Here is a 22,637-nt window from a genome sequence, read left to right on the forward strand (position 1 = left end):
AGCCTTCCATCTCTTTCCGGGACCGGGCCCGGAAAGCGGGACCACGATAGATCATGGTCCCGTTTTCCGAGGATGGGCCCGGCGATTTTCTAAGGTGAACCCGGCGACACCGAGGGGTTCGTGCCGTCGCGGGACCAACCGAAACCGGCCAACGCCGACAAAACAGCATCGGCAACGCGCGCGTCGGCGAGAAGACGAAAGTGCCCGCCGGTGTCAATCTCGATGTTGGTCGCCCCAGCCAGTGCGCTTCCCTCCGGAATGTGCGGGTCGAACCGGGCAAAAATTGAGGTGATCCGGCGGTTCGTTTCGGTGTTCGTGTTGAGGCCGGTGATGTGTTCGTTGCCCGCAGCGAACGCACGCAGGCTGGGCGAAAGCATATACCGAGCGTAGGCAGAGCCCGAAAAAGGGGCAGCCACCGCGATCATGCCCGCGATGCGCGAGTCGGCGTCGAGCCCGACCATGACATATTTTCCGATGAGTCCGCCCTTGCTGTGCGCGAGCACAACGACGTCTTCCAGGCGCTCCGCAGCGATGAGATCCGCCACGTGCCGGGCGGCGTCGGGGACGGATGCGAGATTCCAGGACAGCCGGTCGACGACGTACACGGGGTGGCCGGCGTCGTGCACCCGCGTGATCAGCGGCTGGAGAAATTTCCAGGTTTCGTACACGCCGGGGATGATCACCACCGGACACGCCGTGCCGGTCTGAAAGCCACGAGGGCTCGGGCGTGACGTGAACGCCCGGAGCTGCCTCTCGGCGGCGTAGGCATAGTCCTGCGCCCACGACACCAAATCGAGGATGCCGGCGGTCACGTCACGAGTCCGCGCTCGACACCCGCAAACTCCACGATTCGCTCCGCAACACGATCGGCAGCACTGTAATGCACGAGGTGACGGTGTCCCGGAATTTCCACGAGGCGCCCGTGGGGTGCAGAGCGAACCAGGTGGCGGCACCACCCCTGTCGGGCGATCGGGTCGTCGCTGCCCCGCACGACGAGCACGGGCGCGGCCAAGCGCACGATGCGCTCGTCGGTCGCGTAAGCGAGCATGGCGCTGAGCGTTTTGGTGTACCACCACGGGCCGCAGCGCGCGTAGTCGCCGAAAACCATTGCGTTCGCCCGCACCGGTTCTTTGAGCGTGTCGCGGTAGAGGTCGACAGCCTGAGCCACGGCCGTTCGACGATGCGCGTCGGTAACCGGTCCGATCAACACGACGTGGGAGACCAGCTCGGGCCGCTGCACGGCGAGTTCGGTGACGAATTGAGCGCCCATCGAGTGGCCGATGGCGACGCTGTTCGTCACGCCAAGGGTGTCCAGAAGAGCGCCGAGCAGGTTCGCGTAGTCCTCAACCCACAATCGGTGTCGCGGTGTGCTGGTGCCCCCAAAGCCCGGCAGGTCGACCAAGTAGGTGGGGTGCCCGGCTGCGAGAGCGCGCTGCAGCGGAACGGAGTACCGGTGCGAGGTTCCAATTCCGTGCACGATCACGAACACGGGCGTGGTGACCGCTCCCGACGACGCCGGAAAATGCTGCACACCGAATTCATGCCCGTCGATTCTGACCCGATCCGGACGGTTCATGAGGGCACGATGGGAACTCGTACCCGCAGACGGCCGGGCTCGATCCAGGCTTTGAAGGCGAGGGCGTGGCCGAATTCGTCACCATCGAGTTCGATCTGTTCCGGCCGGGAGAAGCGTGCGGTCAGCACCGAACCGGTTTCGTAGCGCAGATCCTTGTCGTTCTTGTGTTCCCCGGCGATGGCCCGGCCAGCTTTGGTCCGTCGCACGATGCCGTTGGTCCAGGCAATCTTCACCCAAACCCGGATCCAGCCCATGGCACCGCCCGGCCGGGTCATCATCACGTCGAACAGGCCGTCGTCGAGGACCGCTTCCGGCATCAGCAGAATGTTCGCGGGCAGTGACCCGCAGTTGCCGAGGATGAGGGTATGCACCGTAGCCCGCTTGACCGGTTGATCATCGAGCCGGAATCGCAGGTGGAGTTCCTCCGGGTCCCGCAAGGACGCGACGAGTGCTTTCACGTACGCGACCCATCCGGCCTTCTTCTTGAGGTCCTCGTCGGTATTGGTGATCATCTTCGCGTCAAGGCCGAGGCCGGCCATCACCACGAATGCGTGCTCATCGCGGGTGCCGTCCGCTCGCTCAACCCGGATCATGCCCAGATCGATGGCACGATCCTCGCCCGCAAAGGCGGTGCGCACACTGTCGGGCATGTCGTTGAGGGTCATTTTCAAGTTGCGGGCGAGAAGATTGCCCGTGCCCGATGGCAAGAGGCCGACGGGAACATCTCGCCCACGGACGGCCTCGACGACCGCTCGCACCGTACCGTCACCACCAGCGACAATCACCAGGTCAACACCGCGCGCCAGGGCTTCAGCGGTCACTCCCTGGCCGATGTCGTCGACGGACGTCTCAAACCAGATACTCTCCGCCCAGCCGGCGGCCGCCGCTTCCGTGTTCACGGCTTCCCGAAGCGCGTCGATATCGACCTTCACGGGGTTGTAGATAACGGCAGCGCGCCTGAGCTGAGACGTGGGTAGCACATCGTTCATGGAGACCTCCGGTAATTGTTCGGGCATTATCGTCCGGGCGGGCATGAGCTACAGTAGCTGAATTTAAATCAGATTCAGTACGCGGGAGCGGATGCCCCGCTCCCGCCGTGAGCTCTCTACTTTCCGGGCCCGGGCCCGGAAAGCGGGACCACGATAGAGAGCCTGTTGCTTAATGGGATCGCTCCTGAATTGAATTTTGCTCGGGTGCGTGTCGTTGCGGGGTGTGTTTGGGGGTCTGGGAAAATGGTTTATGGCCCTGAATTATCGTCCGGTGGATCGTGATCAATCGTTTCTGATACCGCCGGATATGCGTGATTGGTTGCCGACGAATCACCTCGCGTGGTTCCTGATCGATGTCGTGAAGCAGCTCGACACGAGCGCTTTGCACGACAAGACCAAACTCGGCGGCACGGGCCGTGGGGGGTATAACCCCGACCTGTTGTTGGCGGTGTGGATTTACGCGTCGGCCCGCGGGATCTCGTCGTCGCGGCAGATTGAGCGGGCCTGCATCGAGGACGTCGCGTTTCGGGTGTTGTGCGGGCAGGACGTGCCTGACCACACCGTTTTGGCCCGGTTTCGGCAACGCAACCGCGGCGCGATGGCGGGTCTGTTCGCGCAGGTCCTCGTGTTGTGTGTCAGCCGCGGGCTGGGCAAATTCGGGGTCATCGCCATCGATGGCACGAAGATCAAAGCCAACGCGTCGAAGGACCAGAACCGGTCGTTGAAGAAGTTGCGCGACCTGGCGAAGACGATTCTGGATCAGGCGGCGGCGACAGATGCGGCCGAAGACGCCGCGAACACTCCGACGGCCGACGATGACCTTCCCGACGGGTTCGAGCCCGGCCCGGATCGAGCCACTCGAATCCGGGCAGAGCTCGACACCATCCGCGCAGCGATCGAGCCAGAGCCGGAAACCGATTCCGCGACCGAGGACACAACGGATGCGGCGGTGAAGCAGAAGGATCCGCCGGGTCCGGGTGGGAGCCGGCTCGAGCGCATCCAAGACGGGATCGCGCAGCTGGAGGCCGTGGTCAAGGCCGAGAATGATCCTCTGATCGAGGCGCTTCAGACCCGGCTTCTGTGCGCGCAGGAGCGGTTGAGCGATCTGGAAGCAAAGCAGGCTGCGTCCCGGGCGCGGTTCGCCGCCAAGCCCAACGGTTACCCACCGAGAGAGAACAACGGGCGATGGCACAAAGCCGTTCATGGTGTCGCGTTCGCCGAAGCCAACCTGGCCCGGGCCAGAGAGCGCGCGGATCGGCAACTTTCGGGAGAGACGGAATCCACCGGACGGTATCTTCTGCGCCGCAATATCACCGACCCGGACTCGCGTCTGATGCACGCCCGCGACGGGTTTGTTCAAAGCTATAACGCCCAACTGGCCACCGCCGACGACCAACTCATCATCGCCGTTGACGTCGTCACCGCCCCCAACGATCAAGGCCAACTCATCCCCATGATGGCCAACCTGGAAACCAACCTGCGGCGCTGCCAGCAGGAAACATCCCGCACCGATCTGGACGTTGGACTGGTCGTGGCCGACAACGGATATCTCTCCAACGAGAACGTTGACGCTCCCGGGTTCGACCGGCTCCTCGCTCCGGGCCGCGGAAAGATGAAGGACGGCGCCTGGGCGGGGACCATTAACGCCAAGTCGGGCGAAGCCCGCTCGCATGCCGTGAACACCATGGTCACCAAGCTCGCCCTGCCCGGCAATCAGAAGATCTACAATCGCCGCGGCGTCCTCGTCGAACCGGTCAACGCTTTCCTCAAAGACCGGCGCGGACTCCGCCAATTCGCGTGCCGTGGCCACGCTGCAGCCCAAGCCGAAGTCCACTTCGCCGCACTAACGACCAACCTGATGAAACTCTTCACCGCCGGCCTCACCGCAGCTCCCGCCACGAGTTAGAACGGCCCGCGGGACCACCGCACGCTGCCCCAACACCCCCGTCGAACGCCGAAAACGGCCTTCGACGCGGTCACCGCGCCTGCTCAACCACCACCCGACGGGCATCCGCCTCGAAATTCACTGCTGACTGCCGAAAACCTCCAGCCATAAATCAACAGGCTCTAGATCATGGGCCCGGCTTCCGAAGGTGGTCCCGGGGCGCCCAGGCAGCACACTCCGAACGTCGGAACCTCGGCTAGGCTGCTCCCAACGCGCCCCCACCGCAGTGAAGGAGATTCAATGTCGAGTCAGAGTTACGACGTCATCGTGATCGGCGGCGGCGCTGTCGGGGAGAACGTCGCGGACCGCACCAGCCAGGGCGACCTGAGCACGGTCGTCGTCGAAAGCGACCTGGTGGGCGGTGAGTGTTCGTACTGGGCCTGCATGCCATCGAAGGCTCTGCTGCGCAGCGGCGCCGCCCTCGCCGCAGCCCGGCGGGTGCCGGGCGCCGCCGAAGCTGTCAGCGGAACCGTTGATGCCCGCGCCGCCCTCCGCCAGCGCGACTCCATTGCCAGCCATTGGAAGGACGACGGCCAGGCGAAATGGCTCGACTCGGCCGGCATCGCCCTCGTGCGCGGCCACGCCCGCCTCACCGGTGTCAAAGAAGTCACCGTGACCGCAGCGGATGGCGCGGTGACCGTTCTCACGGCCACCCACGCCGTCGTCGTCAGCACCGGATCGGCGGCGCTGCTGCCCGACATCGACGGCCTCCGGGCGGTCAACCCGTGGACCAGCCGCGAGGCCACGAGCGCCCAGCAGATTCCACCGCGCCTCGCGGTGATCGGCGGCGGCGTCGTCGCCGCCGAGATGGCCGCCGCCTACGCCTCGCTCGGCTCGGCGGTGACCGTCATCGCCCGCAGCCCCCTGCTCGGCGGGCAGGAACCTTTCGCCGGTGAACTCGTCACCGCCGCGCTCGAGGAGAACGGGGTGACCGTGCTCATCGGCCGCTCTACCACCACAGCGCACCGCGAACACGACGGCACGGTCACCCTCACTCTCGATGACGCAAGCACCGTCACGGCCGATCAGGTGCTCGTGGCCATCGGTCGCACAGCGCGCACCGACGATCTCGGCCTCGACACGGTCGGACTCGGTGCCGGCGACTGGCTCGACGTGGACGATACCCTGCTCGTGCAGGGCGACTCCCCCGACCTCGCCGGCGACTGGCTCTACGCCACCGGCGACGTCAACCACCGGGCCCTCCTTACCCACCAGGGCAAATACCAGGCGCGGGCCGCCGGCGATGCGATCGTCACCCGGGCGGCCGGCCGACCGGTCGACGATACGCCGTGGGGCGCCCACGTCGCGACCGCCGACCACGCCGCCGTTCCGCAGGTGACCTTCACCGACCCGCAAGTCGCCTCGGTGGGGCACACCGCCGCATCCGCGGTGAAGGCAGGGTTTCGCATCCGTATTCTCGATTACGATCTCGCCAACCTGGGCGGCGCGTCGGTGCTCGCCGTCGGCTACGTCGGCAAGGCCCGGGCGATCGTCGACCTCGACCGGGAAGTGCTGCTCGGCGTCACCTTCGTGGGCCAGGACGTCGCCGAACTGCTGCACTCCGCCACGGTCGCCATCGTCGGCGAGGTGCCGATCAATCGGCTCTGGCACGCGGTGCCGAGCTACCCGACGCTCACCGAGGTATGGCTGCGCCTGCTCGAGGCGTACGGTCGCCCCGGGTTCACCGATAACGACACCGACACCGACGAAGAATTAGGCTGACCGGATGCGACGTATCCTCTTCGATTCGCCGCTGAGCCGGGCCGGCTACCTCTACGCGACGGCGGTCGGGCTGGTCTGGGGCTCGATCTGGAGCACCGGCCGCGTCGAAAAACGGGCCGGCCTGTTCATCTTTCGCGGCATGCCACCGTGGACCTTTGGGCGCGGCGGCTCCTGCGTTGGCGGCTGCTACCTCACCAACCAGAACGTCACGGCCACCGTGCTCGAGCACGAGGCCGTGCACAAACGCCAGTGGCAACGGTTCGGCCTGGTCTTTCCGCTGCTCTACGCGCTCGCCGGGCGCAGCCCCCTGAACAACCGCTTCGAAATCGAGGCGGGCCTGAAAAAGGGCGGGTACATCCGCTAGCTCAAGCCAGCGTGGTTCGAGATCGCACCGCCGACACCGGCGAGGGGTCGCAAATCGTCCCAGAGCGTCCCTGGAACGAGCGAATTGCGACCCCTCCAGGGAAGCAGCTGACACACAACCGCCCGGCCTGCGAACAGGCCGGGCGGTTCTGGTTAGGCGGTAAGTACTACTGCGCGGCGATGTACTCGGCGTCGACCGCGGCAGCCGCGGCGAAGACGGCGAGGTTGGCGCGCAGCTTGGCGCCGAGGTCGGCGTCCACGCTGGTCCAGTAGCCGATGGCTCGCTCGGTGACCTCGGGCCGGGTCACTCCGCTGATGGCACCGGTGATGGTGTCGAGAAAACGCGCCTTCTGGGCGTCGTCGTAGACCTCGCGGTACAGCGTTCCGGCCTGGCCGAAGTCGTCGTCTTCACTGCGCAGGGTGGCGGCGGCACGCAGCAGCGAACCGTCATTCTCCCACGAGCCCTCGCCCGCGGCGGCGGGGTCGGCGACCGGGCCGCCGAGGGAGTTCGGCGCGTAGTTCGGCTGGCTCGGTGCGTTGTAGTGGTGACGCTGCGCGCCGTCCTGCGAGTAGTTGTTCAGCGGGCTGATCGGTGCGTTGACCGGCAGCTGGGTGAAGTTGGTGCCCACACGATAGCGCTGTGCGTCGGGGTAGGAGAAGATGCGCGCCATGAGCATCTTGTCGGGGCTCGCCGCGATGCCGGGCACGAAGTTGGCGGGCGAGAACGCCGACTGCTCGATCTCGGCGAAGAAGTTGTCGGGGTTGCGGTTGAGCGTGTGGGTGCCGACCGGGATGAGCGGGAAGTCGGCGTGCGGCCAGACCTTGGTGACGTCGAACGGGTTGAACCGGTAGGTGTTGCCCTGCTCGTACGGCATGACCTGCACCGAGACGTTCCAGGACGGGAAGTTGCCGGCGGCGATCGCGTCGGACAGGTCGCGACGGTAGTAGTCGGCATCCGCGCCGGCGATGAGCTCGGCTTCTGATCCCTCCATCTCGACGTTGCCCTGGTTGGATTCGAAGTGGTACTTCACCCAGAAGCGCGAGCCTTCGGCGTTGATCCACTGGTAGGTGTGCGAGCCGAAGCCGGGCATTTCACGCCAGGAGCGCGGCAGGCCGCGGTCGCCCATGAGGTAGGTGACCTGGTGGGCCGACTCCGGGGAGAGGGTCCAGAAGTCCCACTGCATGGTCGCGTCGCGCAGGCCCGTGCCCGGCAGGCGCTTCTGCGAGTGGATGAAGTCGGGGAATTTGATGCCGTCGCGGATGAAGAACACCGGGGTGTTGTTGCCGACGATGTCGTAGTTGCCCTCGCTGGTGTAGAACTTCACCGAGAAGCCGCGCACGTCGCGCCAGGTGTCGGGGCTGCCCTGCTCGCCGGCGACGCTGGAGAAGCGCTGCAGGGTGGGGGTGACGGTACCCGGCTGGAACACGGCCGCGCGGGTGTATTTCGAGACGTCGCCGGTGACGACGAACTCGCCGTGCGCTCCACCGCCCTTGGCGTGCACGATGCGCTCCGGAATGCGCTCGCGGTTGAACTGGGCGAGCTTTTCGACCAGGTAACGGTCGTGCAGCGCGGTGACGCCGTTGTCGCCGACGGTGAGGGAGTGTGCGTCGCTGGCGACGGGGGTACCCGTCTGGTCGGTAGTGGGTTTGATAGTCATGGTGCTCCTTATTGTGAACAGCAACGCGAGGTTGACGGAGGAAGTTTAGGGGTGGGAGGTTTCCAGCTGGCTTGCGGTCTCGAGCTGGCACTGCACGCACAGGCCCCAGTAGGTGACCTCAGCGGCGCGCACGTCGAAACCGAGGGCATCCGCCGGTTCGAGGCAGGGGGCGTGGCCGACCGCGCAGTCCACATCGTGTACCGCGTGGCAACGAGTGCACACGATGTGGTGGTGATTGTCACCGACCCGGCGTTCGAACAGCGCCGGCGAGCCGGCCGGTTCAATCTTGCGCACGAGCCCGGCGCTGCCGAACGAGGCAAGCACCCCATAGACCGCCTGCAGCGAGGTGCCGGGCAGGCCGGCGTGCACCACGCCGAACAGCGCGTCGGCGTTGGAGTGCGGCGCGGCGGTGAGGGCACGCAGCACGGCCAGACGCGGCGCGGTCACCTTGAGACCGGCCGATCGGATGATGCCGGCCAACGACTCGGAGTCGGCCGCGGCCAGGCCAGGGCCTGCGTGGTCGCTGCTCGAATCAATCGTTGTCATGCTTCAATCCTAGCAGTTGTTTTGATTAATTCAAAACAATTCCGCAGCCTGAGCTGGGGAGACTTTAGCTAGCTAGGATAGCGAGCACAAAGTTCTGGAGGAATTGTGCTCGCGATCACCCGCTTCATCACCGGCAAACGCACCGCGTGGGCGGTGTTGCTCGGCACCGTCATTGCCGTCGGGCTGCTGTTCACCCTGCTGCCGGCCAACGAATCCGAGGATTTTCCCGCCGCCGGTCTGCCGAAAACCAGCCAGGCCGCCCAGGTCACCGAGCTGCTCGCCGAGTTTCCCTCGGCCGACCAGACCGCCGCGATCGTGGTCTGGAGCCGGGACGGCGCCGAACTGACCGCGGGCGATCGCACCGCGATCACCGCCGCGGCTGAACAGCTCGGCGCCGCGTCGATCGCGCCGCGCGCCGCGACGCCGCAGTTCAGCGACGACGGCGAGGCTGCGCTGAGCGTGATGCCGCTGGAGGCGCTCGGGGCGACCGCCGACATCGAGAATACGGCCACCGACATCCGTCGGACGGCATCGGGCGGGCTGCCGAACGGGCTGACCGCCTACGTCACCGGGCCGGTCGGGTTTCAGGCCGACATCACCAATGCCTTCGCCGGAGCCGACTTTCGCCTGCTGCTGGTGACCGTCATCGTGGTCGCCGTGCTGCTCATCGTGACCTACCGCAGCCCCGTGCTCTGGATCGTGCCGCTCGTCGTGGTCGGGCTCGCCGACGGCCTCGCCGGCAAAGTGGCCGGCGCGCTGGCCGAACCACTCGGTTTCGCCCTCGACGCCTCGATCTCCGGCATCCTCTCTGTGCTGGTGTTCGGTGCCGGCACCAACTATGCGCTGCTGCTGGTGGCCCGCTACCGCGAAGAACTGCTACACACCGAGAGCCGCAATGTGGCGATGCGCACCGCGGTGACGAGCGCCGGCCCGGCCATCGCGGCCAGCGGCGGCACCGTCGCGCTGAGCCTCGCCACCCTGGTCTTCGCCGAACTCGCCGGCAACCGCGCGCTCGGCATCGCCTGCGCGATCGGCGTGATCATCGCCATTCTTTTCGCCCTGCTCGTGTTGCCGGCCGCCCTCGTGGTGTGCGGGCGTGGCCTGTTCTGGCCGTTCATTCCCCGCGTGCAGGCCGAAGCCGCCGCCCCGCGCGCCGGCTTCTGGACCAGGCTCGGTCGGGGCGTGGCCCGGCACCCGGCGATCATCACAACCGTGTCGGTGCTCGCGATCGGTTCGCTCGCGTTCGGGCTGAACGGCGCCGCGGTGGGATTGTCGCAGGCAGACCAGTTGCTCGGCAACCCGGAGTCGGTCGTGGCGCAGAAAATTGTGGACGAGTCGTTTTCGGCGGGGCTGACCAGCCAGACGGTCGTGCTCGCTCCGGATGCGGCATCCGCTGACGCCGTAGCTGTTGCCCTCGCGACCCCCGGGGTGACCGCGGCGGTCGCCGGTGAGAACGCCGGCGGGCTCACCCGCATTGACGTCACCCTCGACAGTGAACCGGGCAGCGACGAGACCTTCGATACGATCGCCGCGCTGCGCACCGACTTGGCGGATGCCCCGGCTGCGGTTTCGCAGTCGCTGGTCGGCGGCAGCGATGCCACGGCCCTCGACACGAAGACGAGCGCCGAGCGCGACCAGGCCCTGATCCTGCCGCTCATTCTGGGCATCGTCTTTCTGATTCTTGCGCTGCTGCTGCGCTCGCTCGTGGCGCCGGTGTTGCTCATAGCGACCGTGCTCGGTACCTTCTTCGCGAGCCTCGGCGCGTCGAACCTGATCTTTCAGAATCTGCTCGGCTTCGCGGCGTTCGACACCAACGTCGTGTTGTTCTCGTTTCTGTTCCTGGTGGCGCTCGGCGTGGATTACAACATTTTCCTGACCACCCGGGCCCGCGAAGAGGCCCGGCGTTACGGCACCCGGGAGGGCATGGTGCGGGCACTGTCGTCGACCGGCGCGGTGATCACGAGCGCCGGAATTCTGATCGCGGCCGTGTTCGCCGTGCTCGGGGTGCTGCCCGTCGTAGCGCTCACCCAGATCGGGGTGATCGTCTGCATTGGCGTGCTGCTCGACACCCTGGTCGTGCGCACCGTACTTGTGCCCGCCCTGGTCTTTCTGATCGACGACCGATTCTGGTGGCCGTCCCGGCCGGTTTCGACGCGCGGCTAGCGGGCCCGCCAGAACCGGCCCACCACAAGCCAACCCGCCACAACCTAGGCAGGCTCGGGCGGCACCCGGTCCTGCCAGCGGATGCGCCGCTCCAGCTGCGCTCCGAGCGCGAGCAGGGTGGCCTCGCCGCCCGGCCGGCCGATGAGCTGCACGCCCATCGGCAGGCCGTTCTCGGTCTGGTGCACCGGGAGCACGATGGCCGGCAGGCCGCTCACGTTGATCATCGAGGTGAACGGCGTGTACTGCACCTGCTGGGCGAAGTTGGCCTCGGCGTCGTCGGCGTCGTACCAGCCGACCGGACGCGGAGTGAGCGCCATGGCCGGGGTCAGCACGGCATCGAATTTTGACAGTTGGCGAATGAACGAGCGCTCGAACGCCGTCAGCGCGGCGAGCGCCTCGGCGAGGTCCCGGGCGCTGAGGGCGCGACCGCGGGCGAGCAGCCACTGGGTCAGCGGTTCAAGCAGGGCGATCTGGGCGTCGGTGTCGGCGGGGATGGTCGCCGCCCCGGCCTGCCAGAGGGCCCGGAACGCGGGCACGTAGCTCGGGTCGGGCTTGAGGGCCGTCTCCTCGAGCCCATGGTGCAGCGCGGCAAACCCGGCCACGGCCAGGTCGAGGGCGGCCTGTGCTTCCGGGGCGATCGTAATGTCATAAGCGTCGTCCCAGGCCGAGGTGGTCATCACGCCGAGCTGAAAACGGCCCTCGCCGCGGACTGCCGCCGCCAGCAGCGGCGTCTCGTCGCCGGGGGCGCGCAGGGCGTAGTGGTGGTCGGGGTGACCGTCTCGCGGCGCGATCATGGCGTCGAGCAGCAGCGCGGCATCCGCTACCGTGCGGGCGAGCGGACCGCCGACGGCCAGCCCGCCGAGCTTGTCGATGCCGGAAGCGGACGGCACCCGCCCACGGCCGGGCTTGAGCCCGACCAGCCCGCAGGCGGCGGCGGGAATGCGAATCGACCCGCCGCCGTCGGAGCCCGGCGCGAACGGCAGCAGGCGTGCGGCGACCGCGACGGCAGCGCCGCCGCTCGAGCCGCCGGCCCCGAGCGCAAGGTTCCACGGGGTGCGCGCCGGCGGGGCGGCGAGACTTTCGGTGTAGGAAGCGAGCCCGAATTCTGGGGTGTTGGTCTTGCCGAGGCTGACCCCGCCGGCGTCATCGAGCGCCTGCACGAGGTCGTCCGACTCGTCGGGCACGAAGCCCTCGAACAGCCGCGACCCGAACCCGGCTGGCACCCCGGCGCGCAGGTACAGGTCTTTGTCGGCGAACGGGAGGCCCCAGAGCGGCGCGGTACGCGGCATCCGCTCTTCGACGTAGCGCGCGCGGGCGCGGGCGGCGTGCGTGGTCACGGTGACGAACGCGCCGAGGGCCGGATTGAACTTTTCGATGCGCGCAAGGTAGTGCTCCGTGAGCTCGCTCGGACTGATCTCGCGGTTCTGCAGGGCCTGCCATTGTTCCAGGGCGGTCAGTTCGTGTGGATCAGCCATGTGCCGAGCCTAGTTCGACCCGGCGCGGCGACCGGCCACCTCTGGTGATGCACGTCCGGGGCGGCTAGCCTCGAGCCATGGCCAGCGCTTTGTACAATCCCATCGGCACCACCGCGCTCATCACCGGCGCGTCGAGCGGACTCGGCGTCGGGTACGCCCACGAGCTCGCCCAGCGCGGCGCAGATTTGGTGCTCGTCGCCCGCCGGCAGGCCCGCCTCGAAGCCCTCGCGGTGGACCTCGCCGAGAAATACGGCACCGTCTCGACGGTCATCCCCCTCGACCTCAGCACAGCGGATGCCGTGCCCGAGCTGGTCAGCGACCTGCGCGAGCGCGCGATTACCATCGGCACGCTCGTGAACAATGCCGGCTTCGCGACCTTCGGCACGGTGCTCGACTCCGACGAGGAACGGGAACGCGAGCAGGTAGCCGTCAACGTGCACGCGCTGACCGCGCTGACCCACGCTTTTCTGCCCGACCTGGTCGAGACCGCGTCGCTGTACCCGCATACCGCGGCGCTCATGAACCTCGCCAGCACTGCGGCGTTCCAGCCGGTGCCGCGCATGGCGGTCTACGGCGCGACCAAGGCCTACGTGCTCAGCTACACCGAAGCGGTCAGCTATGAAACGCGGGCGAGCGGCCTCAAGGTGACGGCGATCTGCCCGGGCCCGGCCGACACCGAATTCTTCGAGGTTGCCCAGACCAGCGGTGGCAAGAAGGGCACGCCGCTCACGGTCGAGGAGGTCATGCGCTCATCGTTCGCTGCGCTCGACCGGTCGGTGACGCCATCCGTGGTGCTGGTCGGCGCCCGCAACGCGCTGCTCGCCCGGGTCGCGAGCATCTACCCCCGCCGGGCCGTGCTCAACGCGGTCGGTCGCCTGAACACGCCGCGCTGACCCGCGCTCGGGAGCCCGGCCCGGCCCCGCAACCGCTTGCGTTTGTGGGGCCAATTCAGGAAATCTGCTCCGCAGCGGATGCGCCGCCCCGTGATTTGCGCCTGGCGATCAGCGCCGAGACCTGGATTTCCTGAATTAGCCACCGTAGGTCGCTCCGAGATGCCGGCCCGAGGCGCGAGCCTACTTCAGGCTTTTCTGCAGCAGGATGGTGCCGAGCCAGCGCTCGAACTTGAAACCGACCTTGCCCATGCGGCCGATCTCCTCGAAACCGAAATCGCGGTGCAGTTTGATCGAGGCATCCGCTCCCTGGTCGGCGATGACGGCGATGATCTCCTTCAGGCCGGCCGCTTTGCACCGTCGGATCAGCTCGCCGAGCAGTTCACGCCCGAGTCCCTTACCGGTCGACGCGGCGCCGAGGTAGATCGAGTTCTCCACCGTGAACCGGTAGGCCCGTTTCTGCTTCCATGGGCTGACCAGGGCATACCCGAGAATCTGTCCGGCCGGCGAGACGGCGGTGATGAACGGCATCCCCTGCTTGTTCAGGTAGTAGAACTTATCGCGCCACTCGGCGAGCGTCATGGCATCTTCATCGAAGGTGACGGTGCTGTTGGCGACGTAATAGTTGTAGATCTCGCGAATGTGCGGCAGGTCGGTCGCCCGAACCTCACGCATCTCGTATTCGAACGGCGCCTCGGCCGCAATCTCCGGACGCAGATGGCGAGGCAGCCGACGACGAGGCGCGTATTCTTCCTCAAGCACCGGGCACTCCCCTTTCTGGTTGGTTCCAGATTACCGGAAGCTCCCAACGGACCGGCGCCGCCCCCTGCCGGGCGAGCAGGCGATTGGCCGCGCTGAACGGCGCCGAGCCGAAAAAGCCGCGGCGGGCTGACAACGGGCTCGGGTGCGCCGACTCCAGCACGGGCGTGTCGCCGAGCAGGGGCTTCAGGGTGCCGGCGTCTTTGCCCCACAGAATCGCCACGAGCGGATGCCGCCGCGCCACCAGCGCACGAATGGCCTGGTCGGTCACCGCCTCCCAGCCGTGCCGACGATGCGATCCGGCCGCCCCGGCGCGCACGCTGAGCACCCGGTTGAGCAGCAATACCCCCTGCTCGGACCAGACCGAGAGGTCGCCGTGCTCGGGCCGCGGCAGTGTGAGGTCGGCGGCGAGTTCGGTGTAGATGTTGCCGAGGCTGCGCGGCAGCGGCCGCACGTGTGCGTTGACGGCGAAGGCCAGGCCGATCGGATGCCCCGGCGTGGGGTAGGGATCCTGCCCCACGATGAGCACCCGCACCGCGGCGAACGGTTGGCGAAAGGCCCGAAGCAGGTGCTCCGGCTCCGGCAGAACCTCGTGCCCGGCTGCGCGTTCGGTCGCCAGGAACGCGCCGACCCTGGCCAGGTCGTCGGCTACGGGGGCGAGCGCCTGCGCCCAGCCCGGGTCGATCTGCCCGTTTGCGGCCAGCTCGTCGAGGGTCACGCGGTGACCATCCTGCCGCGCCCGCTGGCGCCCGCCGCCGGGCGCGGCGGCATCCATTTACCGGCTCGCATCACCAGATCAGGCGCCGATGGTGCTCACGAGCACGCCGCCGTCGGCTTGGCTGACCTTCCAGACGCTGCCGGCGCCGAGCACGCGGAGTGCGCCCTCGCCGATGACGAGCACGGTGTTCTCGTCGATGGCCAGGCCGCCGTCGACGAGGCCGGCCTCGGTCGCCGCAATCAGGCGGGACAGGCTGCCGGACTGGGCAGCGTGCACGTCGACGGTTACGTCGAGCAGGCCGAGGCCCTGGGCGAGGGTGATCTCGTCGAGGCCCTCGGCGACGTCTTCGGGCGCGACTTCGACGCCGCCGATGCGCCAGCCGCCGATCAGGGCGCGTTCGGCGGCGATCATGGCGCCGGCCGAGAAACCAAGGTACGGCACGCCGGCCGAGACTTGGCGGCGAATCTCGCCCGCGATCGGCAGCAGGGCGGCCAGATAATCGGGGGTCACACCGCCGCCGATGATGATGCCGTCAACGGCGCCCAGAGCGGTCAGGTCGGCCGTGTCGCCGGGCGCGAGCATGGTGCGGCGGGTTTGCGCGGTGGCCCCGAGCGACGCGGCCAGTTCCTCGGCGTGCGCGCTGCCCGGCCCGACGGTGATGACGGCCACGATCGGTTCGTCGCGGTCGGCTGTGAAAGCCTGAGCCGTAACCTCGGCTCGGAACATTCCGAACACCTCGGCATCGTGCGCCGGGTCTCCCCCGCCGCCGACCAGGTGCACGCTCACGCCGTGACCTCAGCAGCGGTGACGTCGGCGAGCGCTTCCGGCGCGATGCTGTCGGGGGCTCCCGGTACCGGCGGCAGCGCCGACCACGGGAACACGATCCACTTGTCGGTCTCCCGCCAGGTGAAGTCGGGCACGTGCACCGTGCGCGGCTTGGTATAGAGCGTCGCGGTGCGCACCTCCATCGCGGTCTCGCCGAGCAGGCGCATCACGAGCGCGAGGGTGTGGCCGGAGTCGGAGACGTCGTCGACCAGCAGCACCCGCTTGCCGGCGAGGGCCGGAGCGTCGAGCATCGGGGCCGACAACACGGGCTCCGGCAGGCGTTCGTCGATGCCGGTGTAGAACTCCACGTTGATGCTGCCGCAGTTCTTGGTGCCGAGCGCGTACGACACGGCTCCGGCCAGCAGCAGGCCGCCGCGGGCGATGGCGATCACGACATCCGGGTGAAAACCGCTCTCCCGCACCCGCACGGCCAGCTCACGCGACGCCGCTGCGAAGTCGGTCCACTGCAGAATTTCGCGGTCGATCACGGACGGTGTGGGCACAGCCTCGGCATCATTGGTCATCCGTCAATGCTAGCGACCATCCACACCATCCAAAACGGATGCCGCGCTGCCAGCTGGCAGCGCGGCATCCGCTTGCAGACAACGGCTACGGAACCTGACGCTGGTCGACGCCGTTGTAAGCGGACAGCGGTCGGATGAGCGCGTTGCTCTTCTTCTGCTCCATGATGTGCGCGGTCCACCCGGTGATGCGCGCCGCGACGAAGATGGGCGTGAAGGTGAGGGTGTCGAACCCCATCAGGTGGTAGGCCGGGCCCGACGGGTAGTCGAGGTTCGGCAGGATCGCCTTGCGGGTGGTCATCGCCGTCTCGAGGGCTTCGTAGAGTTCGAGCAGTTCGGGCTTCTGGTAGTGGTCGACGAGGGTGACCAGCGAGGCCCGCATGGTCGGCACCCGCGAGTCGCCGCTCTTGTAGACGCGGTGCCCGAAGCCCATGATCTTGCGCTTCTCGGCGAGCGCCTGCTCGAGCCATGGCTCGGCCCGTGCGGCCGAACCGGCTTCGAGGCCGATCTCGGTGAAGGTGTGCATGACGGCCTCGTTGGCTCCGCCGTGCAGGGCGCCCTTGAGCGCCCCGACCGCACCGGTCACGGCCGAATACAGGTCAGACAACGTGGAGGTGATGACGCGTGCGGTGAAGGTCGACGCGTTGAAGGAATGCTCGGCGTAAAGGATCATCGATACGTCGAAGGCGTTGACGACGACAAGCTCAGGTACCTCGCCGAAGGCCATGTGCAGAAAGTTCGCCGAATAGCCGAGGTCATCGCGCGGTTCGACCAGGTCCTGGCCGCGCCGGCGACGCTGATCGTAACAGACGATCGCGGGCAGCTGCGCCATCAGACGAATCGACTTCGCGAGGTCGGATTGCGGGGACGGGTTCTCGGCGTCGGGGTCGCTCGCGCCGATGACGCTCACCGCGGTGCGCACGACGTCCATCGGGTGGGCGGTCAGCGGCAGCTCGTCGATGATGCGCTTGATCATCGGGCTGAGGTGACGCAGCGAGCGTTCGAGCGCTTCGAAGTCGGCGAGCTCCTGGTCGTTGGGCAGTTCGCCGTGCCAGAGCAGGTAGGCGACCTCTTCGAAGCTCTTCTTGGCCGCGAGTTCCTGCACCGGGTAGCCCCGATAAAGCAGCGAGTTGGTTTCCGGGTTGACCTTGGAGACCGCGGTCGTGTCGACGACGACGCCGGTCAATCCTTTATAGATGTGCGGTTCCACCGTTTGGGTGTCAGACATGGTGCTCCTTTAGACCTGCGTCGAACTGGGCGTCGAAATGTGCGGGTTCAGCGTGAAATCGAAGATACCCGAATCGAACTGGCTGTACGAGGAGTAGTCGAGCAACTTGTACAGGTCGGCCCGGTGCTGCATTTCCGGCAGCATCGTGGTGAGTGAGCCGTGGCTCTCGATCGCGTCGAGTCCGCGGGCGGCGGAACCCATCGCGAGGCGCAGGAGCGACACCGGAAAGATCACCAGGTTCATGCCGACGTCTTCGAGCTGCTGCACGGTGTACAGCTCGCCCTTGCCGAATTCGGTCATGTTCGCCAGAATCGGCACCGACACGGCCGCCCGAATGGTCTCGAACTCGGCCAGGCTGCCCATCGCCTCGGGGAAGATCGCGTCGGCGCCGGCATCCTGCAGCGCCTTGGCGCGCGTGACCGCCGCATCCAGCCCGTCGACGGCACGGATGTCCGTGCGCGCCATCACGAGAAAGTTCGGGTCCCGCCGCGCGTCGACCGCCGCACGGATGCGTTTGATCGCGGTGTCGGTATCCACGACCTGCTTGCCATCGAGGTGACCGCAGCGTTTCGGGTTGATCTGGTCTTCGATGTGCATGCCGGCGAGGCCGGCATCCTCGAGGGTCTGGATGGTGCGCGCCACGTTCATCGGCTCGCCGAAACCGGTGTCGGCGTCGACGATCGCCGGCAGGTCGGTCATGCGGGCGATCTGCTGCGACCGGCCGGCCACCTCGGTCAGGGTGGTCAGGCCGATGTCGGGCAGGCCGAGGTCGGCCGAGAGCACTGCGCCCGAAATGTAGACCCCCTCGAACCCCTTCTGCTGGATCAGCTTGGCCGAGAGCGGGTTGAACGCGCCGGGGTAGCGCAGTATCCGGCCGCTCGACAGGCCGGCGCGCAGGGCGACGCGCTTGTCGGCGGCGCTGGCCTTGGCGTACAGCATTAGAAGATACCGTTCGGGGTGGCGATCGACTCGAGCAGTCCCGGCTTGGCCACGATGGTCAGGCCGCCGAGGTCGGCGGCAGTGAGCTCGGGCAGGCGCTGCGCGAGGGCGAGGAAGCGTTCGATCTCGGATTCCTCCATCACCGGCGCGGCGAGGGTGCGGAACTTGGTGATGTACTCGGCGCGGGCGAAGGGTCGAGCGCCCAGCGGATGCGCATCGGCCACGGCGATCTCGTCGACCAGGCGGGTTCCATCGGCCAGCTCGATTTCGACGCGACCGCCGAAGGCCTTCTCGGCCGGGTCGAGGGAGTGGTACCGACGCGTCCACTCCTGGTCTTCGGTCGTGGTGACGGTGTTCCACAGGGCGATCGTGTCGGGGCGGCCGGCACGCTCCGGGCTGTAGGAGTCGACGTGGTTCCAGCTGCCGTCCTGCAAGGCCACCGTGAAGATATAGGGAATGGAGTGGTCGAGGGTTTCGCGGCTCGCGGTGGGGTCGTACTTCTGCGGGTCGTTGGCGCCGGAACCGATCACGTAGTGCGTATGGTGGCTGGTGTGGAGACGTACGCTCTTAATGGCACCGGCCACCAGCAGTTCGGGGTGCTCGTTGTGCAGCTTGCGGGCCAGGTCGATCCAGGCCTGCGCCTGGTATTCGGCCGAATGCTCCTTGGTGTAGCTGTCGAGGATGGCGCGCTTGGCGCTGCCGGCCGCCGGCAGCGACACGTCGTACGAGCCGTCCGGGCCGTCGAGCAGCCAGGCAATGACGCCGTCTTCGCCCTCATAGATGGGGGTCGGGCTGGTCTCGCCGCGCAGCGCCCGGTCGACGGCTTCAACGGCCATCTTGCCGGCGAACGCCGGGGCGTGGGCCTTCCAACTGGAGATCTCGCCCTTGCGCGACTGGCGGGTGGCGGTCGTGGTGTGTAGCGCCTGGCCGACGGCCTGAAAGATGGTCTCCTTGTCGAGGCCGAGCAGGGTTCCGATGCCGGCGGCGACCGACGGGCCGAGGTGGGCGACGTGGTCGATCTTGTGCGCGTGCAGGCTGATCGATTTCACGAGGTCGATCTGAATTTCATAGCCGGTGGCGATACCGCGAATCAGGGCGCTGCCGGTCAGCCCGCGCGACGTGGCGAGGTGCTGGGCGACGGCGACGATCGGCGGAATGTTGTCGCCGGGGTGCGAGTACTCGGCGGCCAGAAAGGTGTCGTGGTAGTCCAGTTCACGCACGGCAACACCGTTGGCCCAGGCGGCCCACTCCGGGGACACCCGGCGGGCCGGCGCGAGGCCGAACACGGTCGAGCCGTCGCCACCGTTGGAACGCGGGTGGGCGAGCGCCTGCGAGCGGGCGGCAATCACCGGGCGACGGGTCAGGCTCGCCGCAGCCACAGAGGCATTGTCGATCACGCGGTTGATGACCATCTCGGTCACGTCCTCGGAGACTAGGGCTGGGTCCGCGGCGACCTCGGCGATCTTCCAGGCCAGCTGGTCCTCGCGGGCCAGATTCTCGTCGCTCTTGTGAACTCGAACGTGGTGAAGCTGCACTGTGGATCCCTTCGTTAGTCGGCCGCAGTCGCAGATCGACTACTGGCCGAGTCCTCATCGATCGCCGCGAGGACGCTCAGGAGGCTTTGGTGAAGATGAATATGGGTGGCGTGGGCTGCCAGCGACGGGTCGCCGGCAATGATGGCGTCGATAATCAGCAGATGCTCCGCCGCTGCAGCACGCAGTCGCAGCGGATTTCTACGAGCAAGCCGGCGGATACGGGCCAAGTGGGTGCGAACGGCGCGCAGGGCGCCGACGAGAAAGGGGTTTTCAACGGCAGCATCGACGGCGTCTTCCAGTTCGTCGATCAGCGCGTAGTAGCGGTGCACGCCGATGTCGCCCTGCTCCAGAAGCTCCGGCGCGGTGAGGAACGCGCCGCGCAGATCCACGAACGGCGCGGGATCACGTCGAGTCGCGGCCAGGCGGATGGCCTGCACCTCGAGCGCCTGACGCAACTCATACAGCTCGGAGATACTGTCGACGGAGATGTCGGTCACTTCGAAGCCCCGTCCACGACGGCCGACCACGAGGCCGTCGGCAATCAGTCGGGCCACCGCTTCCCGCAGCGGGGTGCGGGAGACGCCGATGCGTTCAGCCTGTTCTACTTCGAGCAGGGCAGCGCCCGGGGCGAGGAGTCCGTTGAGAATCTCCCCGCGCAGCTGGCGGTACGCCCGCTCACTGGCGCGAAGCGGTACGTCCAACCCCAACATTGCGGTTTCTGTATACACAAGAGCGATCCTATTCCACATTGTCGGGTTATATGCAATACTTCAACCACTCTTTGTATACAGAGGCTCTTCAATGGAGAAGGTAACTATGAATGGCGCATCAGGTGGGGCCTATCAGGAGGCTTGGCGACGCAGCATTTCGTCGCCGGACGACTTCTGGTTGGACGCCGCCGCGGGCATCGACTGGATCACGCCGCCATCGAAAGCCCTCGACGCCGACGGGCCGGTGACCGGAAGCTGGTTCCCCGGGGGGACGCTCAACACGAGCTATAACGCCCTCGACCGTCACGTCCTGGCCGGGCGCGGCTCCCACACGGCCCTGATCTACGACTCGGCCATGACCGGCACCCGGATTCGTTTGAGCTACCTCGATCTGCTCGGCCGAGTCGCCAAGTTCGCCGGCGCTCTGCGCGCCAACGGTGTCGGTACCGGCGACCGGGTCATCATCTACCTGCCGATGATTCCCGAAGCTGTCATCGCCATGCTCGCCTGCGCACGCATCGGCGCGGTGCACTCGGTAGTGTTCGGTGGTTTCGCGGCCACGGAACTGGCCGTGCGCATCGATGACGCACGGCCGAGTGTCATCGTCACGGCATCCGGCGGGCTGGAACCGGGCCGCGTGGTGGAATATCTGCCGCTGGTCGAGAAGGCACTGGCGCTCAGTCAGGGTTCGGTGCACACCGTCATCGCGCGAAGCCGGGAGAGCATTCCCGGTTCGGCGGCGGACTACCAGGACCGTTCCGGAACGACGGTGCACTGGCTGGACTGGGCCGACGAAGAAGCGAAGGCGGCACCGGCCGACCCGATTGCCCTCCGCTCCGACGATCCGCTGTACATTCTCTACACCTCCGGCACAACCGGTAAGCCCAAGGGCATCATCCGGGACAATGGCGGCCACGCCGTCGCCCTGAACTGGTCGATGCGCAACGTCTACAACGTCGGGCCGGGCGACGTTTTCTGGGCCGCCTCCGACGTCGGCTGGGTGGTCGGGCATTCCTATATCGTCTACGCACCGTTGTTGGCCGGGGCGACCACGGTTATCTACGAGGGCAAACCGATCGGAACCCCGAATGCCGGCGCATTCTGGCGCGTCGTCGACGACTACAAGGTCAAGGTGCTGTTCACCGCACCGACGGCCATCCGCGCAATCCGCCGCGTCGATCCTGACCTGCTCGAACTGAAAAATCACGACGTGTCGAGCCTGACCAGCCTGTTCCTGGCCGGTGAACGTCTCGACCCCGAAACCTTCCACTGGGCCAACAATGGGCTGCACTGCCCGGTGGTCGACCACTGGTGGCAGACCGAGACCGGCTGGGCGATCTGCGCCAACCTGCTCGGCATCGAAGAGCTGCCGACCAAGCCGGGCTCGGCCACGGTGCCGGTACCCGGCTACGACATCGCCATTCTGGATTCCAAGGGCAAGCCGATCGACAAGGTCGGCAAGGACGGCAACATCGCCATTCGGCTGCCATTGCCGCCCGGAACCCTGCTCGGCGTCTGGGGCAGCGCGGAACGTTTCGCGAGTTCGTACCTCACCGCGTTCCCCGGCTACTACGCCACCGGAGACTCCGGGCATTTCGATGCCGACGGCTACCTGTTCGTGATGGGCCGCACCGACGACGTCATCAACGTGGCCGGGCACCGATTGTCGACCGGCTCGCTCGAGGAGGTTCTCACGCTGCATCCGGCCGTCGCCGAATGCGCGGTTCTCGGCGTGCACGACCAGCTCAAGGGTCAGCGTGCCGCTGGTTTCGTCACGCTCAAGGCCGGCAGTACCATCGACCATGGCGTTCTCGCCGCAGAGCTCGTCGCCCTCGTCCGGGAGCATGTCGGCCCGGTCGCAGCGTTTCGCGACGTCACCATACTCGACCGACTGCCCAAAACGCGGTCGGGCAAGATTCTTCGCAAAACCATTCGACAAATCGTCGACGGTGAAGAATATTCCGTCCCTCCCACCATCGAAGATCCCACCGTTCTCGACGATCTGAAACGTGCGCTGTCAGCATCCGTTTCTTAGGCCGTCACGAGCACCCCACCGCGCACCCACAATTTTTCGA

20 protein-coding genes are annotated in these 22,637 nt (G+C 67.0%); 6 read left to right on the top strand and 14 right to left on the bottom strand.

Annotated elements, in window-relative coordinates; translation table 11 throughout:
- Positions 1-89 precede the first annotated feature (89 nt).
- The 3 genes from E3O25_RS08580 to E3O25_RS08590 are packed head-to-tail and all read right to left on the bottom strand — an operon-like array spanning position 90 to position 2,565.
- Positions 90-812, bottom strand: coding sequence for a hypothetical protein (locus E3O25_RS08580; RefSeq protein ID WP_092110959.1), 723 nt, complete (start codon positions 810-812; stop codon positions 90-92).
- The gene (locus tag E3O25_RS08585) at positions 809-1,576 is read right to left on the bottom strand and encodes an alpha/beta fold hydrolase (protein ID WP_092110957.1); all 768 of its coding nucleotides are present in this window, start codon (positions 1,574-1,576) and stop codon (positions 809-811) included. The genes E3O25_RS08580 and E3O25_RS08585 overlap by 4 nt, the downstream gene beginning before the upstream one ends.
- Complete coding sequence (locus E3O25_RS08590) at positions 1,573-2,565, bottom strand: diacylglycerol kinase family protein (RefSeq protein ID WP_166806003.1); 993 nt, start codon at positions 2,563-2,565, stop codon at positions 1,573-1,575. The genes E3O25_RS08585 and E3O25_RS08590 overlap by 4 nt, the downstream gene beginning before the upstream one ends.
- Positions 2,566-2,872: 307 nt before the next feature.
- Here E3O25_RS08590 and E3O25_RS08595 point away from each other — a divergent pair, with 307 nt between their 5' ends.
- The 3 genes from E3O25_RS08595 to E3O25_RS08605 all read left to right on the top strand — a co-directional run bounded on the left by E3O25_RS08595 (position 2,873) and on the right by E3O25_RS08605 (position 6,596).
- Positions 2,873-4,471 (top strand): transposase, encoded by a 1,599-nt coding sequence (locus E3O25_RS08595; protein ID WP_166787808.1) that lies wholly within the window; start codon positions 2,873-2,875, stop codon positions 4,469-4,471.
- Between the two features lie 279 nt (positions 4,472-4,750).
- The gene (locus tag E3O25_RS08600; protein WP_134360938.1) at positions 4,751-6,232 is read left to right on the top strand and encodes an NAD(P)/FAD-dependent oxidoreductase; all 1,482 of its coding nucleotides are present in this window, start codon (positions 4,751-4,753) and stop codon (positions 6,230-6,232) included.
- Between the two features lie 4 nt (positions 6,233-6,236).
- Entirely contained in the window at positions 6,237-6,596 is a 360-nt protein-coding gene (locus E3O25_RS08605) for a Fe-S oxidoreductase (RefSeq protein WP_134360939.1), read from the top strand.
- 166 nt (positions 6,597-6,762) lie between these two features.
- Here the strand turns inward: E3O25_RS08605 and E3O25_RS08610 are convergent, their stop codons facing one another.
- Together E3O25_RS08610 and E3O25_RS08615 are read right to left on the bottom strand one after the other, a co-directional pair.
- Positions 6,763-8,253, bottom strand: coding sequence for a catalase (locus E3O25_RS08610; protein WP_092111553.1), 1,491 nt, complete (start codon positions 8,251-8,253; stop codon positions 6,763-6,765).
- A 45-nt stretch (positions 8,254-8,298) separates the two neighbouring features.
- Positions 8,299-8,799 (bottom strand): Fur family transcriptional regulator, encoded by a 501-nt coding sequence (locus tag E3O25_RS08615; protein WP_092111555.1) that lies wholly within the window; start codon positions 8,797-8,799, stop codon positions 8,299-8,301.
- A 105-nt stretch (positions 8,800-8,904) separates the two neighbouring features.
- Between E3O25_RS08615 and E3O25_RS08620 the strand changes: the two genes are divergently transcribed.
- A complete protein-coding gene (locus E3O25_RS08620) occupies positions 8,905-10,962 on the top strand; it encodes an MMPL family transporter (protein ID WP_134360940.1) in 2,058 nt (685 codons plus the stop codon).
- Positions 10,963-11,006: 44 nt separating this feature from the next.
- Here E3O25_RS08620 and E3O25_RS08625 read toward each other — a convergent pair whose 3' ends face one another.
- Positions 11,007-12,437 (bottom strand): amidase, encoded by a 1,431-nt coding sequence (locus tag E3O25_RS08625; RefSeq protein WP_134360941.1) that lies wholly within the window; start codon positions 12,435-12,437, stop codon positions 11,007-11,009.
- A 77-nt stretch (positions 12,438-12,514) separates the two neighbouring features.
- On the opposite strand from E3O25_RS08625, the gene E3O25_RS08630 reads away from it, so the two are divergent.
- Complete coding sequence (locus E3O25_RS08630; RefSeq protein WP_134360942.1) at positions 12,515-13,330, top strand: SDR family oxidoreductase; 816 nt, start codon at positions 12,515-12,517, stop codon at positions 13,328-13,330.
- Positions 13,331-13,510: 180 nt separating this feature from the next.
- On the opposite strand, the gene E3O25_RS08635 is transcribed toward E3O25_RS08630, so the two are convergent.
- The 8 genes from E3O25_RS08635 to E3O25_RS08670 all read right to left on the bottom strand — a co-directional run bounded on the left by E3O25_RS08635 (position 13,511) and on the right by E3O25_RS08670 (position 20,562).
- Positions 13,511-14,089: a GNAT family N-acetyltransferase gene (locus tag E3O25_RS08635; protein ID WP_174721726.1), complete on the bottom strand. Its 579-nt coding sequence runs from the start codon at positions 14,087-14,089 to the stop codon at positions 13,511-13,513.
- Positions 14,082-14,861 carry a uracil-DNA glycosylase gene (locus tag E3O25_RS08640; RefSeq protein WP_134360943.1) on the bottom strand — a complete coding sequence of 260 codons (780 nt, stop codon included), beginning with the start codon at positions 14,859-14,861 and terminating at the stop codon, positions 14,082-14,084. The genes E3O25_RS08635 and E3O25_RS08640 overlap by 8 nt, the downstream gene beginning before the upstream one ends.
- A gap of 21 nt (positions 14,862-14,882) precedes the next feature.
- Positions 14,883-15,590: a Type 1 glutamine amidotransferase-like domain-containing protein gene (locus E3O25_RS08645; protein WP_241984090.1), complete on the bottom strand. Its 708-nt coding sequence runs from the start codon at positions 15,588-15,590 to the stop codon at positions 14,883-14,885.
- A complete protein-coding gene (locus E3O25_RS08650; RefSeq protein ID WP_092111563.1) occupies positions 15,587-16,153 on the bottom strand; it encodes a phosphoribosyltransferase in 567 nt (188 codons plus the stop codon). Before E3O25_RS08650 ends, E3O25_RS08645 begins: the two co-directional genes overlap by 4 nt.
- An 85-nt stretch (positions 16,154-16,238) precedes the next feature.
- Positions 16,239-17,378 (bottom strand): bifunctional 2-methylcitrate synthase/citrate synthase, encoded by a 1,140-nt coding sequence (locus E3O25_RS08655; RefSeq protein ID WP_092111565.1) that lies wholly within the window; start codon positions 17,376-17,378, stop codon positions 16,239-16,241.
- A gap of 9 nt (positions 17,379-17,387) precedes the next feature.
- Entirely contained in the window at positions 17,388-18,317 is a 930-nt protein-coding gene (prpB, locus tag E3O25_RS08660) for a methylisocitrate lyase (RefSeq protein ID WP_092111566.1), read from the bottom strand.
- Positions 18,317-19,852: an MmgE/PrpD family protein gene (locus tag E3O25_RS08665; protein WP_092111568.1), complete on the bottom strand. Its 1,536-nt coding sequence runs from the start codon at positions 19,850-19,852 to the stop codon at positions 18,317-18,319. The genes prpB and E3O25_RS08665 overlap by 1 nt, the downstream gene beginning before the upstream one ends.
- Before the next feature lie 14 nt (positions 19,853-19,866).
- A complete protein-coding gene (locus tag E3O25_RS08670; RefSeq protein ID WP_134360944.1) occupies positions 19,867-20,562 on the bottom strand; it encodes a GntR family transcriptional regulator in 696 nt (231 codons plus the stop codon).
- Between the two features lie 106 nt (positions 20,563-20,668).
- Here E3O25_RS08670 and E3O25_RS08675 point away from each other — a divergent pair, with 106 nt between their 5' ends.
- Positions 20,669-22,597, top strand: a complete 1,929-nt coding sequence (locus E3O25_RS08675) for an AMP-binding protein (protein ID WP_134360945.1) — start codon at positions 20,669-20,671, stop codon at positions 22,595-22,597.
- Positions 22,598-22,637: the final 40 nt, after the last annotated feature.

It is taken from the genome of Cryobacterium sp. TMT1-3, assembly GCF_004402315.1.
Classification (GTDB): Bacteria; Actinomycetota; Actinomycetes; order Actinomycetales; family Microbacteriaceae; genus Cryobacterium; species Cryobacterium luteum.

What these genes read in the sequence shown, in the direction of transcription:
- E3O25_RS08625 (WP_134360941.1), bottom strand. Translation starts at nt 12,437, where the DNA reads ATGGCTGATCCACACGAACTGACCGCCCTGGAACAATGGCAGGCCCTG.
- E3O25_RS08630 (WP_134360942.1), top strand. Translation starts at nt 12,515, where the DNA reads ATGGCCAGCGCTTTGTACAATCCCATCGGCACCACCGCGCTCATCACC.
- E3O25_RS08675 (WP_134360945.1), top strand. Translation starts at nt 20,669, where the DNA reads ATGAATGGCGCATCAGGTGGGGCCTATCAGGAGGCTTGGCGACGCAGC.
- E3O25_RS08585 (WP_092110957.1), bottom strand. Translation starts at nt 1,576, where the DNA reads ATGAACCGTCCGGATCGGGTCAGAATCGACGGGCATGAATTCGGTGTG.
- E3O25_RS08650 (WP_092111563.1), bottom strand. Translation starts at nt 16,153, where the DNA reads ATGACCAATGATGCCGAGGCTGTGCCCACACCGTCCGTGATCGACCGC.
- E3O25_RS08595 (WP_166787808.1), top strand. Translation starts at nt 2,873, where the DNA reads ATGCGTGATTGGTTGCCGACGAATCACCTCGCGTGGTTCCTGATCGAT.
- E3O25_RS08605 (WP_134360939.1), top strand. Translation starts at nt 6,237, where the DNA reads ATGCGACGTATCCTCTTCGATTCGCCGCTGAGCCGGGCCGGCTACCTC.
- prpB (WP_092111566.1), bottom strand. Translation starts at nt 18,317, where the DNA reads ATGCTGTACGCCAAGGCCAGCGCCGCCGACAAGCGCGTCGCCCTGCGC.
- E3O25_RS08600 (WP_134360938.1), top strand. Translation starts at nt 4,751, where the DNA reads ATGTCGAGTCAGAGTTACGACGTCATCGTGATCGGCGGCGGCGCTGTC.
- E3O25_RS08640 (WP_134360943.1), bottom strand. Translation starts at nt 14,861, where the DNA reads ATGGATGCCGCCGCGCCCGGCGGCGGGCGCCAGCGGGCGCGGCAGGAT.
- E3O25_RS08590 (WP_166806003.1), bottom strand. Translation starts at nt 2,565, where the DNA reads ATGAACGATGTGCTACCCACGTCTCAGCTCAGGCGCGCTGCCGTTATC.
- E3O25_RS08655 (WP_092111565.1), bottom strand. Translation starts at nt 17,378, where the DNA reads ATGTCTGACACCCAAACGGTGGAACCGCACATCTATAAAGGATTGACC.
- E3O25_RS08670 (WP_134360944.1), bottom strand. Translation starts at nt 20,562, where the DNA reads ATGTTGGGGTTGGACGTACCGCTTCGCGCCAGTGAGCGGGCGTACCGC.
- E3O25_RS08610 (WP_092111553.1), bottom strand. Translation starts at nt 8,253, where the DNA reads ATGACTATCAAACCCACTACCGACCAGACGGGTACCCCCGTCGCCAGC.
- E3O25_RS08615 (WP_092111555.1), bottom strand. Translation starts at nt 8,799, where the DNA reads ATGACAACGATTGATTCGAGCAGCGACCACGCAGGCCCTGGCCTGGCC.